At 36.7% G+C, this 15333-nt stretch carries 17 protein-coding genes; 2 read left to right on the forward strand and 15 right to left on the reverse strand.

Going from position 1 to position 15333, the window contains the following annotated elements; all coding sequences use genetic code 11:
• Positions 1–166 precede the first annotated feature (166 nt).
• The 9 genes from AC1TO6_RS16910 to ltrA form a co-directional block, all read right to left on the reverse strand.
• Entirely contained in the window at positions 167–1183 is a 1017-nt protein-coding gene (locus AC1TO6_RS16910; protein ID WP_482102798.1) for an anti sigma factor C-terminal domain-containing protein, read from the reverse strand.
• Positions 1173–1676, reverse strand: a complete 504-nt coding sequence (locus tag AC1TO6_RS16915; protein WP_482102799.1) for an RNA polymerase sigma factor — start codon at positions 1674–1676, stop codon at positions 1173–1175. The genes AC1TO6_RS16910 and AC1TO6_RS16915 overlap by 11 nt, the downstream gene beginning before the upstream one ends.
• A 338-nt stretch (positions 1677–2014) precedes the next feature.
• The gene (locus tag AC1TO6_RS16920) at positions 2015–2635 is read right to left on the reverse strand and encodes a zf-HC2 domain-containing protein (RefSeq protein ID WP_482102800.1); all 621 of its coding nucleotides are present in this window, start codon (positions 2633–2635) and stop codon (positions 2015–2017) included.
• Complete coding sequence (locus AC1TO6_RS16925) at positions 2625–3134, reverse strand: RNA polymerase sigma factor (protein WP_482101785.1); 510 nt, start codon at positions 3132–3134, stop codon at positions 2625–2627. Before AC1TO6_RS16925 ends, AC1TO6_RS16920 begins: the two co-directional genes overlap by 11 nt.
• A gap of 180 nt (positions 3135–3314) precedes the next feature.
• The gene (locus tag AC1TO6_RS16930; protein ID WP_482102801.1) at positions 3315–3941 is read right to left on the reverse strand and encodes a hypothetical protein; all 627 of its coding nucleotides are present in this window, start codon (positions 3939–3941) and stop codon (positions 3315–3317) included.
• Between the two features lie 504 nt (positions 3942–4445).
• Positions 4446–4931: a hypothetical protein gene (locus AC1TO6_RS16935; protein WP_482102802.1), complete on the reverse strand. Its 486-nt coding sequence runs from the start codon at positions 4929–4931 to the stop codon at positions 4446–4448.
• Positions 4932–5121: 190 nt separating this feature from the next.
• Complete coding sequence (locus AC1TO6_RS16940) at positions 5122–5508, reverse strand: hypothetical protein (protein WP_482102803.1); 387 nt, start codon at positions 5506–5508, stop codon at positions 5122–5124.
• Between the two features lie 196 nt (positions 5509–5704).
• Positions 5705–6106, reverse strand: coding sequence for a hypothetical protein (locus tag AC1TO6_RS16945; protein ID WP_482102804.1), 402 nt, complete (start codon positions 6104–6106; stop codon positions 5705–5707).
• A 212-nt stretch (positions 6107–6318) separates the two neighbouring features.
• On the reverse strand, positions 6319–8115 hold the full coding sequence (gene ltrA, locus AC1TO6_RS16950; protein WP_482102805.1) for a group II intron reverse transcriptase/maturase: 1797 nt from the start codon (positions 8113–8115) through the stop codon (positions 6319–6321).
• 937 nt (positions 8116–9052) lie between these two features.
• Here ltrA and AC1TO6_RS16955 point away from each other — a divergent pair.
• Together AC1TO6_RS16955 and AC1TO6_RS16960 are read left to right on the forward strand one after the other, a co-directional pair.
• Positions 9053–9430, forward strand: coding sequence for a BlaI/MecI/CopY family transcriptional regulator (locus AC1TO6_RS16955; protein ID WP_482102806.1), 378 nt, complete (start codon positions 9053–9055; stop codon positions 9428–9430).
• A 1-nt stretch (position 9431) separates the two neighbouring features.
• A complete protein-coding gene (locus AC1TO6_RS16960; protein WP_482102807.1) occupies positions 9432–10835 on the forward strand; it encodes a M56 family metallopeptidase in 1404 nt (467 codons plus the stop codon).
• Positions 10836–11867: 1032 nt separating this feature from the next.
• On the opposite strand, the gene AC1TO6_RS16965 is transcribed toward AC1TO6_RS16960, so the two are convergent.
• The 6 genes from AC1TO6_RS16965 to AC1TO6_RS16990 form a co-directional block, all read right to left on the reverse strand.
• The gene (locus AC1TO6_RS16965) at positions 11868–12224 is read right to left on the reverse strand and encodes a hypothetical protein (protein ID WP_482102808.1); all 357 of its coding nucleotides are present in this window, start codon (positions 12222–12224) and stop codon (positions 11868–11870) included.
• A gap of 14 nt (positions 12225–12238) precedes the next feature.
• Positions 12239–13297 (reverse strand): DUF6094 domain-containing protein, encoded by a 1059-nt coding sequence (locus AC1TO6_RS16970; RefSeq protein WP_482102809.1) that lies wholly within the window; start codon positions 13295–13297, stop codon positions 12239–12241.
• Position 13298: 1 nt separating this feature from the next.
• Positions 13299–13682, reverse strand: a complete 384-nt coding sequence (locus tag AC1TO6_RS16975; RefSeq protein ID WP_482102810.1) for a DUF3846 domain-containing protein — start codon at positions 13680–13682, stop codon at positions 13299–13301.
• Between the two features lie 48 nt (positions 13683–13730).
• A complete protein-coding gene (locus AC1TO6_RS16980; protein ID WP_482102811.1) occupies positions 13731–14117 on the reverse strand; it encodes a DUF3846 domain-containing protein in 387 nt (128 codons plus the stop codon).
• A 112-nt stretch (positions 14118–14229) separates the two neighbouring features.
• Positions 14230–14727 carry a single-stranded DNA-binding protein gene (ssb, locus tag AC1TO6_RS16985; RefSeq protein ID WP_482102812.1) on the reverse strand — a complete coding sequence of 166 codons (498 nt, stop codon included), beginning with the start codon at positions 14725–14727 and terminating at the stop codon, positions 14230–14232.
• A 58-nt stretch (positions 14728–14785) separates the two neighbouring features.
• Positions 14786–15187, reverse strand: a complete 402-nt coding sequence (locus AC1TO6_RS16990; RefSeq protein ID WP_482102813.1) for a hypothetical protein — start codon at positions 15185–15187, stop codon at positions 14786–14788.
• Positions 15188–15333: the final 146 nt, after the last annotated feature.

Here is a 15333-nt window from a genome sequence, read left to right on the forward strand (position 1 = left end):
TGTGGCAATATAAATTTATTCATTACTTGTGTCCCTTCATAATTAATTTGAATTTTCTTATTGCATTAACCTGCCCCTTTAGTTGAAGAAGATTATTTTAAAACATTTATCAGTTGTTCTGTTTTAGGTATAGTAGAAATTCGAGTTAGAATTGCTCTGTCTTTTTTTAATAATTATCCGTAATGACTCCAATTGATGATGCTTTAATGAATGGTAAATCTTTTAATTTTGATAATGATTCAGCATTCCCAGTAACGACAGCACCAAAGTATTGTAAATCTACTTCTGTTAGTTCGTTATCTTCCCCACTCAATGTTGTAAATAATCGACGAAACTCACCTTGCCATCGTGTTTTGTATTGTTGACCTGCTTTAATTTCACCAATAAAACGAAGAACCGGTTCCTCTTTAAAATCCCCGTTTTCATTAAATAAGGAAAATCCATAAACAGTCTTCTCAGAACGAACTAAATTGTTATATCCTATTAATTCATTGTTCTCGTTAAACTGTTCCAATTGGAAATTACCTTTCTCTTCATCGACATCATCCACCCAGAGCCAAGAAAGTGTCACTTCATCTGGTATCATCGCTTGCACCTCTTCGAATGAGTAGCTTTGATCAAACGACAATGCCACTTCCATCACTTTTTCTTCCCCAATCTCATCTAGCAAATTTAAATCTTTGCGGTAGTTGGTATATTGCAGAAATGGATAGAAAAAGACCATTTCGCGTTGACCAAGTTCGTTATAGCGTTGACTTTGTAAATCTTCTTCGGAATAACTACGCCAGATTAAGCTGGGCGACTCAATCCCAATACGATTTAAATTTTCGTCACGGAAAAGTCCATATCCATATCTTTCTTCTCCAGTATAAACCACCTTACCTTCAATGATTTTGTAAGTGGTATACCGATTTTCTCCACTTAAAATCCCTTGATATCGTTCAAACTTACCAATAAATTCATTCGGTGCAGAAATTTCATGAAATCCAGTTGCAGAAATTTGAACGGGGCCCTCCAATCGATACGTAATAGAGCGATTTGCGCTTGCCCCAACGATAATCATGACAAGAAGAATGGCAATTGTAATCATAATTATTTTCCAATTTGCCATTCGTTTGGCTTTCTTAATTGTTTTCTCCATTTTCTTCAGATCAAATAGGTCCGCTTGTTTATCATTGTCCATTTAACTTCGCCTCCCAAATCTTTTTAAAGGTGTTACGTGCCCTATATAAATAGGTTTTAACACTAGTCTCTTTCATACTTAAAATCTCACTCATTTCTTTATACGAAAAATCCATATAGTACTTTAAAATGAGAAGTTGTTGAAAAGTCGGTTGAAGTTCCTGCAATGCATCTGCCATTTCACTTGCCGTTTCTTTTGTTAAAAATTTTACCTCTACATCATCAATGGCAGGCTTAAGCCTTTCTAAATCATCTTCACTTAACTGAACAATCGTTTTGTTCTTATTATATAGAGAGAAATAACGATGAATGGCTACTTTAAACATCCACGCACGCATTTTCCCAGCTTCGATTTTTTGGAGACATTCAATCGTTTTAATAATCGTTTCTTGGGTAATATCTTCCGCATCTTCTTTACTGGCCCCGATTTTCATTAAATATTTAAACACGATTTTTGCATGAGCAAGAAGTAATTGCTCCCATTCATTTCTCAAAACTTCACCAACTTTTGGATATCCATTTTTTTATTTCTAGTGATCACTCACCTATATAACATTTATAAATTGAAAAAGTATACAACCTTTCCAATTTTTTTATGAACATGAAAAAACCAATCAACCCTATGCAATTTCATAAGATCGATCGGTCCTTCGTTTTACTTCCATGCTTCCATTGAATCTTTCATTTCAGTGCTACGACTCCAAATGAAAGTTAGGATTAAAGTAATTGGAAGTCTATTTGAACGTTCTTGTTAAACTAAACTGCTTCGTTAGTTCAATAAGTAGCTACCTGTAAGGGTAGCTACTTATTCCGTTCTCACATTTTGAATTCCTTATATTGCATTAATGGTAAAACGTCCTTGTGGAGCTTTTATTTCAAAAAAGTATTTTTCTTTTTTCTCCAATCCATCTAATTTAATACTTTTTCCAGGGGATATTTGAAATTCATCAATAATTACATTACCCTTTTCATCTTTTACTCTTAGTAACACATCACTTTCATTATTCGCACTATTAACAATTTCCTTCTTCCAAAAAAGACTATCATATATTACATAATCTTGATGATTAATTAAATCAGAAGAGAAACTAATACTTAGCCAATCTTCCATACCATCCTCTATTTCTACAATTGCTATGACTTTTGGAAAAAAGAATTGATGAACGACCCCTACGTTCTGAACTATTTGATAACCAATAAAAGTGAGCATAAGGGTCATCATAATAGCTGTTATAACTTGAAAACGTCGTTTTTTGTTGATGCGTTTAAACGGTTCCTTCGCAGCTTCCACATTTGTTTCAACTATTTGTACTGTTGGTTGCTTCATCATTTGCATAGTATCTTTACACCCTTGGCAATGCTCGATATGTCTTTCGACTGCGGCAACCGTTTCTTCGCTACAAATACCGTCTATATAGGACGGTAATAAATCCTTTATAATATTACAGTTCATCCAAATCCATCCTTTCTGCTAACTTGCATTTTGCACGATAATATGTAACCCTCGCCCAGTTTTCACTTCCCTCAAATATGTCACCTATTTCTTTAAAACTTAAATCCAGCGTTGTTCGAAGTAAAAAGATTTCAGCATAAGGCTCCTTTAATTGTCGAATTTCTTGATGAATTACACGTAATGTACTTTCTTTCATCATTGCAATATCAGGTAAATCTTCATTTGAACGTATATCTACACCTTTTTGAGTCAAATAATCAATACTTGTATGATTTCGATGTTTTGCCTTTTTTAAATAATCATAATAGCTATGCTTGGCAATTTGACATAGCCAGACCGAAATTTTGCATTCACCATTGTAACGATGAATTGACTTGACAGCTTGATAAAATGTTTCCTGGGTTAATTCTTCTGCTAAATCCTCACTTGATGTTAAACAAAGAAGAAAACGTTTTACTTCATTTGCATAGGATTTATAGATTTCACTTAAATCCTCCACTAGATGCCTCCTTCCACTGTTGCGATACTTATATATAGAATGAAACCGATATTCGTTACAAGAAATACAAAATTATTATTGTGAAATTAAAAAAGAATATTATGTAGACTTTCCACCACATAATATTCTTCAGCTAACCTGCCTCGTTAGTTAAATAAGAAAAGATTATAAGTAAATAAATCATTCTTCATATCTAATAATTGAGTAAACAGTTTCTTTGGGTAGAGTTTTAATTACTGAAGATAACTGGGAATATTTATTGTCATTTGAAATAACAACCATTCCATCACCGTCATAATTAACCCAAAGAGCAGTTATATTTTCCTTTACTGTCACAATAGGGGTTTCCATCTTTTCGATTTTTCCCCAGACAGTTTTAAGGTGCCTATTTCCGATGCTAAAAATATCTTTTCCAAGAGAGAAACAAGCAAAATTATTCATACTTCCATTTGCATATAAATAGGGGAAGATTACATTAAATTGTTCAATATTTCGAACTGTTACTTTGTTGTAAAAATCAATTTCTCCCCATTTGAATTTCGTATATTCAATTGAGTTGGACAAACATTCCTCTTCAATTTCTTTTTGTTGAAAATCATAACACTCAAAAAAAGCAACTATAGGAAACTCATTTATGTTGTTCATCCATTTAGATACAAACTCTTCAACTTCTTGTTCATCTTTCCTTTGCCAAAAAGAAATATCATAGAGAAATTGTGCTTTTCCGTCAATTGCAAAAGGAAAAAAATTATCATCAGTAATAGAACTTTTAGGAGAAATTCCAATCTCAATCTTAATGACTTTCACCTCCATACTGATACTAGGGATTTAGTTTACTTATTCAATTAACCTGCCCCGTTAGCCATACATGTAGCGCAAAATCAGCGCTACACCACAGAGGATGAAAATGTGTACAGAACGGGTATTGGATACTACGGCTGGCGAAGAAGGTCGATGAACTATGGTGCCATAGAGCCCATCCGTTAGTCTGACTCCAACGACCACGGTGCATCACAGACTGTCGCACCCAATACGGGTAGCACTTATGGGAGATTAATCCTACTCTGGTTACTGCACCAGCCTTGCCTATATTCTAGGAAGAATGGAGTTGGTTCCTGATTTACCTATCATCTCAATATAATCATTCTGAAGGCTCAGCCTTTTTTTAAAAAAGCATTTTCTGAGTTTTTTTTGTTATGCAGTTTTATAGATTTTGAGCGTTTTTAATTTTCATGGGAGTTCAATAAGAAAAAGCTACCCTTACAGGCAGCCACTTGTTCAACTAAAGCACCCGTTAGTTCAACAGAGTTACTAACTTTTATTATGCAGTTCAAATGACTCTTCAAGGTCATCCCATTTTACATTTACTTTTATAACCTCATCTTCACCTACCTTTGCCGCACCTTTTGAAGCACCTGAAATCGAAAATATTACTGTTTTTGGGGGTTCTTTGAACTCTTCAGTTCTTCCCCCATTACTAAAATTTGTTTCATAAGAAAATTCAAGTTTTTGTAATGAAGACAACTCTTCTAAAGAACCTTTATATTTTATTACAAAATCATCGCTATCTTCGTTAGAATAAGTTTTTCTCCCGTTTTTTTCTCCCCATTTTTCCGTTCCTTTATAGGAGTATTCAGCTTCCCAATGTTCGCTTTCTCCAATGAATTTATAATTGTTGTTAATAACCTCATCTTTATTAATCTCTTCTTCAGCAATGTCATTTTTAGAGACTTCCGTACAAGCCGTTAAAGCCGTCAAAATTAATATTGTAAATAATAAAGTCATTATTTTCTTCAAATTAACACTCCCTCCAAGAAAATGTTGAATTAAATTATCACCATATATTAACTATATTCAACACGCTTCTAAAAACGCCTCTTCTTCCACTAAACTGCCCCTTTAGTTGAACAAGAAAAAAGAGCCGTTTAAGCAGCTCATTGATTTTCAAGTAAAGCACCACGTTAGTTGAAGAGGAAAGAACTATATTTTATGAACTTGAACTTAACGTTATAGTTTCAGACTCTTCACCTTCTAAAGTTAATATTATCTTAGACGAAGATGGAGTTTTAGTATCCAATTTGAAAACATCCCCACTATAATAAATCCCATTGCTATCTAATTGTATATCGTATATCCCCCAACCCAAGAAGTCAGTGCTTTCTACGTTAAAACTAGGTATGCTTAGCTGTTCAGGGTTTTCACCTATATAGGTAATCCTTATACTCTGAATCTCTTTTCCCCAAAAATCATATTTAGTAATTAATTCGCCATTCCAATTTTCACTTTCCCCTTTGAATGTAAGACCACTATTGTTTTGACAAGCGACTAACATCAACATTAAACAGATGATAATGCACATAGAAAACTTCTTCAATTCAAACTGCCTCCCCTTTTTGTTAACTATTCAACATCCTTCCAATAATACCTCCTTATTGAACTAAACTGCACCGTTAGTTCAATAAGGAAATACTAACATTGATTGGAATGGAATCCCAATCAATAATGATAACTCTTAGTTTAAGAAGTTCAACAAAAAAAGCGTTAATCCTTTTGGATAAACGCCCCGTTAGTTACTCTATTTCATCAGAATGGACAACTTTTATATTAAATGCTTCCCAATTAAGATTGTGTTTACTTATCATCTCTTGATATATATTATTTATTTCTTCTTGTGTTTTATCAGTAATTACTTCGCTATCTGGTACGATTACATAAATCCTAATATCATTCATTGAATAAATCATTCCCGCAATTTGATATTTGTAACCTGCTTTACTTAATTCTTCCCCTACCAAGGAAAAGAATCCTCCCTCTTTAATAAGAGAATCATTGAATTCAACTAATTCCTTTTGTTCCTCCTCATTTAAAATATGAGTTTCTCCATCCGCTTTAGATTCCTGTAAATACAAAAACGAAAAAGCTAACAAAAGGATGAGAATGCCTACGATATAAATAACAAATTTTTTCTTCATACAAACACCTCTTGATTAAGGGTATGTCTGTTTAAATGGGCAAATAACCAACACTTCTTGTTGAACTAACCGTTGGCAATAGGTAAGCATTTGATGTTATCTCCAGCTTTTCCCCTGCTCCACACGGAACGTGCCAGTTTCCAGGCATTCCGCGTTCCATCTAGCGATGGTTTTGTTAATTATAAGTTTCAAGTTACTCTTGTTGAATTGGGTTATTTAATTCGTTCTAACTCACATTTTTCTCGATATTTATTGATTTTTTTTAACATCGGTTCTGTTATACCCAAAACTTTAATTAGTGTATCTATCTTAATTTTGTCGATCATGTGGATTAGTTTATGTACCTCTTTTTGAAGGATACGTAAATTATTGAATTTGTCGCTTCCACCAAGACGCATAGGAATGTAGTGATGACAGTTCACGTCTCGTGCTTCTAGAAACATGCCTGTGATTTCACATTTCCCTTGCTTCATACTGTATCTGCTAATCCGATTATCCATATATTCGACACTTCGTGTCGGTATTTTTGACCCCAATAACAATACTATTTCCTGCCTTACGTCTTTGCGGAGTCGTGTGGTTATTCGTGTTCGACCTTCTTCGGTAAACAGAGTTAAACTTTGCGTAAAACTTATCACGTTTTTGGTTTTGATGATACCGAGAGGGAAGAGATATACTCCTGCGACTTTATAAGTTTTAGAGCCTAAACTATAAAACTTTTTATAGACAGGTGGAGGATTGTTTGGATGTTCATATTTCCCAACAGATTTAAGACGATTGTACATGAATGCACCTATTTCGTAGGCAAGACGTGAGAACGCTAAGTTGACATGAGTAGCTCTGTTAAAATAATTGTGTAACCCTAAGACAAAACTATTAAACCGCGAGGCATTTTGTGCCGTTGGCGATGTTCGGAGTATTTCAATTCGTTTCCTTGCATCTGCCTTGATTTTCTGCATTTTCTCGGCTATGACAAACGTATGTGCAACTCGCTTCTTTCCTTTACGATTGGCACGTATTGTGAACCCAAGAAAAGCGGACTCATGCTTACGTAGATTAATAATCTTCGATTTTCCTGGTGAAATATCCAGTGTTAGGCGTTCTTTTAGATAAAGCTTAACAGCATGGTACCACTTTTCAGCAGTTTTCCAATCTCGACATAAAATTTTAAAATCATCAGCATAACGAACTATATAGCCTTCTTTTAAGTGTGTGCGCTTCTTTGCGAGAAGTTGACCTTCTCTAGTCTTAAGTGATTTATGGAGGGGGAATAGTTCCCATTGATTCGCTACCCACTGGTCCAATTCATTCAGTACAATATTAGACAATAATGGCGAGAGCAAACCTCCTTGCGGAGAACCTTTCGTCGGAATACCTTCTCCATCCACTTCAGCTTTTAGCATTTTCGATATACAGGCTAAAACCTGCCTATCTCGAATACCTAAATTCCATAGCTGCTTAATAAGCAGTGTATGATTGATATTGTCAAAGAAGCCTTTGATATCAATATCTACAACGTAATGGAGTTTTGATTGATTAACTAGAAATTGAACTCTTGCCATCGCATGATGAGTAGAGCGTAGCGGTCTGAATCCATAGTTATGATTATAAAAGTGAGCTTCCGCGATTGGCTCTAGCACTTGTTTAAAGCATTGTTGGATGATTCTATCGAGGATGCATGGAATACCTAATGGTCTCATCTTGCCATTATCTTTTTCGATAAGTTTACGTCTAACTTTCTTTGGGCGATAATTTTTGAGCTTGTTTTGTATGTCTTCTACTAATTCGTTCTCAGATCGGTTCTCTATATCTACGATAGTTTTGCCATCTGTTCCAGGGGTCTTCGACCCTTTATTTGACTTAATTATTCGATACGCTAATAAAATATTGTTCCTCGACGTGATGATGTCGTAAAGCAGATGGAATGATTCTTTATTTTTTGCTCGTTGATGTAAGTCTGTAAAGGTGTCCGTCATCCCGTAATAATCCCAATATCGTAGAGCTTGCACTGTGGCATCATTCCTCTATGAAGTGATGTTCCCACGTTCTTACCCGACCGGTGCAATGCACAGTTGAAAAATAATTATTACCTATCGCTAGACTTGGGGCTGTTCCTCCACCTCCATTACAGAGGTTTCATCAGTCGTACCCCTACCCTCACAAGGATAAATGCATTTCGACTAATGTCTTATAGCAACCGTTTTGGGTGACAGCCCTTGGTTCAACGTTCCTTGCTTTCCAAGTCCCTTATAACCTAGCTATCTTTTCTAAAAGTAGGTGCTTCCTGTAAGCCTGTGAGCTGGATACCACCATTGTTTGGTATAACGTGTTTCAGAGAGGCAATTTTTACTCCACATCACTCACCCCATCGTGAGATGGGACAATAGTTTCCTATTGCTCGTAACTCTAGACCCGTAAATTCGGAAGTTCGTCCGTTCTTTTCCACAAGAAAATTCTCACCATATTTAGTTTTTCAGCCATCCGGCATATCCATTGGCATACCTTTTCCGCGAGGAATGGCTTCAGCCTTTGTTCTGCCGACTTCACCTGAGCTTCAGACCCCATAATCTGTCTATTATGACGCATGCAGGAGTATCAATGGGATAGTTTCAAAATACGTGGTTTTATCATTCCTATCCTCGGTTATAAAGTTAGGATTCTCGAAGAAATCCCTTGTCTTTTCACACATTAGCGCTTATGACAAAACTTGTCGCGCTGCCCCGTTAGTTCAATAAGAAATTGGATTCGCTAAATGAGATCGATCTTGTATAAGCCATACACACGAGGTTGACATAACACCCAATTCCACAAATAAGCCTGTCTATTTAGTACTTTTAAATAATAATTTCTAACGCTTGACTTTATTTTAGACAGCTGTAAAATATGGTTATAGGCAGTTGTCTAATATCATTAGTTTGCAGGCTAGTGATAGGAAGGAGAGAGGGCGTGAGTCAGTTGAAAAAGATTCCTGATGCTGAATTTGAAATTATGAAGGTGGTATGGACAAATGAGCCACCACTAACTACGAAGATCATTATGGAGCAATTAGGTAATGAGAAAGAATGGAAAGCCCCTACGGTAATCTCATTAATGCTTCGACTCGTTGAGCGGGGATTTTTAAAAACAGAGAAAATCGGTAAAGAACGCACATATTTTCCATTGGTAACGAAAGAAGATTATCTTAAGTTCGAAACAGGCAATTTTATTAGGCAATTTCATGGGAATTCCTTCGTTAGTTTTGTGAACACTTTTTATGACGGGAAAGAATTAAGCGAAAAAGATATGGACGAGTTAATGAAGTTGGTGAAAGAACGGAGGAAGTAACATGCAGGACTTTTTGAACACTCTTGTTGTCAGTTCAATCACGATGTCAATAATGGCACTTCTGCTAATTTTAATTTCTCCACTTTTATCAAAGATATATGAAGCCAAGTGGCAGTATTACGCATGGCTAATAATTGTGATTGGGTTCATTATTCCCTTTCGACCAAATATTAACTTTTCGTTTCTAAAAGTTAACTTACCTCCTATTCAGCCAATCGAAATGTTGCAGATTGGTACAAAAGAACTTGTTACGGTTGCAAGTAATGAAATAAGTGGGTCGCTAAAGGACACAGCGATATCCATCTACTCAGTTATTGGATATGTTTGGATTGCGGGTGTGATTTTAGTTATTGGATACCATATTTTTCATCATCTCCAATTTATAAAATTGGTTAAACGTTGGAGTGAGAATATTTGTGACGAGAAAATCTTAGCCGACTTCCGGGAACTAAAAGAAAAAATGGGTATAACTAATCCAGTGCATTTGCAGAGGTGTTCGCTAATAACAACCCCAATGATATTTGGCGTTGTTACTCCGACTATCTTGTTACCTACAACAGATTTCTCAGAAGATGAATTTTCTTTTATTCTCTCACACGAGTTGGTTCATTATAAAAGAAAAGATATTTGGTACAAAAGCTTGGTGCTTTTAGCAACGGCAATACACTGGTTTAATCCAGTCGTGTATTTAATGTCAAGATCTATCGCGTTACAATGTGAATTATCCTGCGATCTGGAAGTGGTGAAAAATTCCCAGGAGGATAAAAGGCAACAATACTGCGAAACGATTATCGGTGTCATTCGCCAACAGTCTAGGTTTAAAACTGCATTATCAACTCATTTTTATGGAGGGGAAGAAAACATGAAAAACAGAATTCTATCTATTATGGATACAAGAAAAAAGAAAAGTGGTATTGCTCTTGTTTTTGGAGTACTAGCCTTGTCTTTCGTGATATTTACAGCGACTGACATCGGTGAAGCCGCAACTAGCGTAACACCAGATAATAATTTTTCTTACGAAGGAAAAGATCAAAGTGGATTATACGAAGGGCTTGCTGAATTTAAACATGTTATTGATGTAGATGTAAACTCTTTAGCTAGTGGTGAAGGCGTGAATCTGGGACAGTATACGCTTGAAAAGGGGGATTTCATCACTTATAAACTTAAGTCAGAAGGAACCGGAAATTTGACTATCAGCTTCATGAAAACGGACGAATATATTGAGCGTGATGGTTATTTAGGAGAAATTGGATTAACTGGCAACGCATTAAATACGGGATTTCCTCAACCTCTGGTAGTACCAAGCAATCTAGCTGGCACCTACTATTTGTTCGTTGGTAACTATGAGGGTAAATCTTTGGAAAATATTAAAGGAACGGTTGAAATATCAGAAGCTGTTGAGTAATAAAAAAAACACGTTTCATTCGGTATCTGAATGAAACGTGTTTTATGTGAAGTTGTTAAATACTGTTTTATAGTGATATTAGACATTTTTGTAGCTTTTTTGCTTACTCCTGTAACGTAAGCAATATTTGCTATTCAGGTAATGGGTGCGATTGTAGAACAAGATAGTTAAATAGCCCTGTTAAAAGTAATTTAACAAGGCTATTTTTGTATCTCATTAATTTTCTATTTGAATTGCTTATTCTCGGCAGTTGATTATACTCCATGACCCCTTATAAACACTTAGTTCATCCCCTACGGCCCTTCGTTTTCTGTATGCATTAAATATACATTGTTGAGTTAACGGGCTTTCTAGTGAACGTCAGGCTTGTCTACCTGAATAATTATGCAGATTGACCTCAACGATGAGTAGATGAAAAACCCTCCCGGAAAGTCATGGGGGGGTTCATTCGAATTTATCCATAATTAGCATGTGAATACTTTTTTATAAGTTAAGACATTCCCGTATTGTCTATACCTATATTTTAGAACGTAAAAAGTCACCCTCCGAGAAGATGGCTTTCCCTTTTTTGACTGCCTAGACGGTCAGGTAAACTTATGAATAGGGGATTAGGTGCATAGAATATGAACTGATCACAATCCCCCCCTACTCAATACACAAGATCAAGTTAATTCGGACGAAGAGTGGTTATACGGGCCTAGAAATGACGGCATCAGATTACTCGTCGAAACCGCCACTCATACACACGCCATGGTACTATAACCGCCATTCGCTTCCAATTAAGGTTGCCAAATATAGTGGAGATTAATTTAAAAAAGCGACCTACCCACAATAAATGAAATCTGTGGACGGGTCGTTTTATACTGCTTGTTTCAAAAGCGCTTTAAAGCATCCTAAAATGCGCTCTAAATTCAGGTTGATAGATATAACACATTTCTTTCTTAAAGTCACAGGGGCACACTGTGTGTCCCTATGAATGTACTTACTAGATTAGAAGAGTAGGACAAGGCCGTTTATGGATTTCTCCTCACTTTATTTGACTACCATAGATTTTTCAAATTCATCTGCTAAGTTAACGTTAAAAAATCTGACTGCCTCAATAAAATAGTGAATTCGACTTTCAAACTCTTTTACTTCTCCGAAATCACATCTTACTTTAGTTATGTTTAGCCATTCTAATTCCTTATTGAACTGTTTTCTTATTTCATCATCGGATAGAATAATATCTCTCTCATAATCTCTAACGGGCTTGTTGGTTTCATCGTTTTTCACTCCAAATGCTTGCCTAATTATTGCGATTTGCACCATTACCTTCAAACTCTGCGCTCTTGTTGCTAAAAATTGAGTATCTAAATCAATTACTTTTTCCATTAACTTTTGATTTCTCATTTTCTTTCCCCCGGTCATACTAATTTTTTTACTTTTCCCTCTGGTAAAATAATTTTGATGGATACATCTCTTTTCGTTCTTTTTTTTGTTATGTTGGTAAACTCTGTACTTTCTTCTGTGATAACGTGTGAGACGATTTCCATACCTTGAACTGCATGTAGTGTATCACCAACACCAATCAACCCGTTGACAGCTCCTGACGCAAGCAGAAGTGCCATTTGTCCTTGGGCTATATTGATAATTGGTTCTCCGCCTACTACTAGTTGCTTCGGACGGGTTCGTTCGATAAATGCCTGGAAACCATTATTTGAACGGATGGAGTCTACGAAATCCCCTTTGTTTTCAATACGTGAATAAAATGTTGGGATTAGGGTTCTTCCAGCAGGGACAAGCCATGCTTTTCGTCCAACTAAAAAGTTCAGCGGCGTTACCTTTTTTTTAACAAAATCCTCGTCATTCATCTTCAGCAAGAATTCGAACAGCAGCGTATTCATTTCCTTACGAGCACCGCCTTTCTTCTTACCGATGAAGATACATTGGCGGTAATCGTCGTAGTCGTCACTAGTAAACTTGGTAATCGCGATATCCTCAAAATAAGTTGATAGGAAACGTGCAATCTTACTGTCCGCAAAACGGTACGACGGAATGATGTATATCATTACGCCGCCTGGTGCAAGATACCTCGTATTCCGAACCAGTTCGGTATATTCTTTGCGGTCTGTCTTGCCATCACCGACTCCGAGCATCGTGTTATCGTAAGGCGGGTTCAAAAACACCATGCCAAATATGTCATGCGAGATCACCATGGATTCAATCGGTGATTCAACGACCGTATCTAAAACACACTTCGCCTGCGTTGCACGACCCTTATCCAGTTCAACACCGTAGGAGTGAACAGTAAAGGCTTGCCCGTCACGTGTCTCTGTCAGTTGTTTCAGGATGTGTCCTTCTCCACACGTTGGATCGAATGCAGCTGTATCCGATTCAACAGTTAACAATGATCGAAGGAGTTCCCCTTGCCTCTCTGGAGTTGCAAAAAAGCCGGCTTTGATTTTATTCCCAATCGCTGACATATCACAGACCCCTTTCATAACTATTCAATCGAAAAACGGGATTGTGTAAATTAGGAAGAGTTAAGATTTCCGTATGTTCGATAATCCAATTGAATTGAGTTTCGGACAGTGAGGTCATTTCGCCATTGTTATCAGAAGATGCTAAAAACACATTCCCAAAAACAATTTCCGGCATACTTTTTTCATCTCTACGAATTACAACATTCACATCATTTTTTAATAGTAAATACTCGTCATTTACCCACATATCAATTCCATGAGGCAATTCAATGCATGCAATGTACCCCTCAACGTATGACTGCTTAGATTTCAAATCAGTTAGAATCATTGGTTGCCATTCTTGTTCCATCGTTTTTTTTCCAAGAACCAGTATTTCAGTTGTCATAATGAACTCTCCTCTTACCGCTTCATGAGCGAAGTGTATTTGTTTGGTTTACGCATAAAACTTCAAAACATAGTTGCCGTGAAGTTCTGATTTTTCCATGTAAAAATTGTCTCGCAGCCAGTTCAATTGATTGTCAGAAAGACTGCAAATGCCATTGAGGTTTTCCTCGTCGTTTGACGTTATGAGAACATTCCCTAACAAGTGCTCTGTCTTCTTTCCAGTTTGAATGGTCACGGTATGCTCATATCTACTACGGCCGGAATCGGTAGCGCACCATAGAACGATCTCTTTTGGTAACGCAATTGCGAAACAATCGCCGCCAAGTACAACTTGCATATGTTCAAAATCCTCTATTTGAATGGGATTGACGAAACCACTATCTACTCGCACCAATTGCGAATAAATTTTGTTTTTAACAGCGACTAATGGGGTCATGATTAAATTGCCTCCTGGGAAACAGTCATCAGACTGATCCTGATTTTAATACGAGTGCAAAAAGAAAAGAGCTCCCGCAACGTTCACAGAAACTCTCTCATTCGTGCATTATTTAGAAGGGCAGGTCATCATCCGAAATTTCAATCGGATTTGTATTGTCGAAATACTGCTGTCCTCTACCGCCCCCACTAGCAATTTGTTGCCCATGCTGTGATTGTTGTTGGTATTGTGGTTGTTGGCTTTCTTGTTGGTTCGATGGCTGTTGCTGAGACTGACCACCTTGTTGCGTGGCTCTTGGCTCAAGAAATTGTACGTTATCTGCTACAACATCCGTCGTATAGACACGTTTACCATCTTGACCTTCAAAACTACCCGTTTGAATACGTCCATCAATAGCGATTAAACTACCTTTACGAAGAAAATTAGCCATGTTCTCAGCTTGTTTTCTCCAGGCAATACAACTAATGAAATCCGTTTCTTTCTCTCCATTTTGCTTAGCAAATGGTCGGTTCACCGCAAGGGAAAATCGAGCATTCGCAATCCCTGTTTGTGTATATTTCAACTCTACGTCTTTTGTCAATCGTCCCACTAAAACTACTTTGTTAATCATAATTATTTCTCCTCTCACGCTGCCTCCCATATGGTGAGGTCTCATGCATGTGTTGTTCTTACCGTTCGTCCTCTTCAGGTAGCCAAAAATAATCGACAAATCGCGTCCATAATGATTCTTTTTTGTCTTGTTGTTTCACCTGTTGAATGGCAGTAGAACGAGAGCGAGAAAGTGATTTAAAAGAAAGCGACCAGCCTGAGTTATTGGAGTCACCAACGATACGCCAAGCGATTCGTTCGTAGCCATGCTGTTGTTTTAAATTCTCGATATGTTGTTCTGCTTCTTGTTGTGCTAACGGTTTACTCATAGCAAGTAGGCTGTAATAATTTCTTTTCCCGTTTGGTAAACGCACCTCAACGGTAAATCGACAACCATCCTGATTTTTAACAAATACCTCCCGATACACTTTTTCGATGACTGTTTCACGTTGTGCAATTGCACGAATCTCCACATTTGTCATATAACTAACACCCTTTCCCACAATTTTTTACTTTTCATAATTTCTCTTTGTGAGAACGCAAAAAAAGCCCTTGGGTAGTTTGTTCGCATAGCAAAAAAAGTAAAGATTGCTATGAAACACAAACAGCCCAAAGGCTTCAATTAGTC

Source organism: Sporosarcina sp. Y352, assembly GCF_056786535.1.

What these genes read in the sequence shown, in the direction of transcription:
- AC1TO6_RS16910 (WP_482102798.1), bottom strand. Translation starts at nt 1,183, where the DNA reads ATGGACAATGATAAACAAGCGGACCTATTTGATCTGAAGAAAATGGAG.
- AC1TO6_RS16920 (WP_482102800.1), bottom strand. Translation starts at nt 2,635, where the DNA reads ATGAACTGTAATATTATAAAGGATTTATTACCGTCCTATATAGACGGT.
- AC1TO6_RS16945 (WP_482102804.1), bottom strand. Translation starts at nt 6,106, where the DNA reads ATGAAGAAAAAATTTGTTATTTATATCGTAGGCATTCTCATCCTTTTG.
- AC1TO6_RS16960 (WP_482102807.1), top strand. Translation starts at nt 9,432, where the DNA reads ATGCAGGACTTTTTGAACACTCTTGTTGTCAGTTCAATCACGATGTCA.
- AC1TO6_RS16965 (WP_482102808.1), bottom strand. Translation starts at nt 12,224, where the DNA reads ATGAGAAATCAAAAGTTAATGGAAAAAGTAATTGATTTAGATACTCAA.
- AC1TO6_RS16970 (WP_482102809.1), bottom strand. Translation starts at nt 13,297, where the DNA reads ATGTCAGCGATTGGGAATAAAATCAAAGCCGGCTTTTTTGCAACTCCA.
- AC1TO6_RS16975 (WP_482102810.1), bottom strand. Translation starts at nt 13,682, where the DNA reads ATGACAACTGAAATACTGGTTCTTGGAAAAAAAACGATGGAACAAGAA.
- AC1TO6_RS16980 (WP_482102811.1), bottom strand. Translation starts at nt 14,117, where the DNA reads ATGACCCCATTAGTCGCTGTTAAAAACAAAATTTATTCGCAATTGGTG.
- ssb (WP_482102812.1), bottom strand. Translation starts at nt 14,727, where the DNA reads ATGATTAACAAAGTAGTTTTAGTGGGACGATTGACAAAAGACGTAGAG.
- AC1TO6_RS16990 (WP_482102813.1), bottom strand. Translation starts at nt 15,187, where the DNA reads ATGACAAATGTGGAGATTCGTGCAATTGCACAACGTGAAACAGTCATC.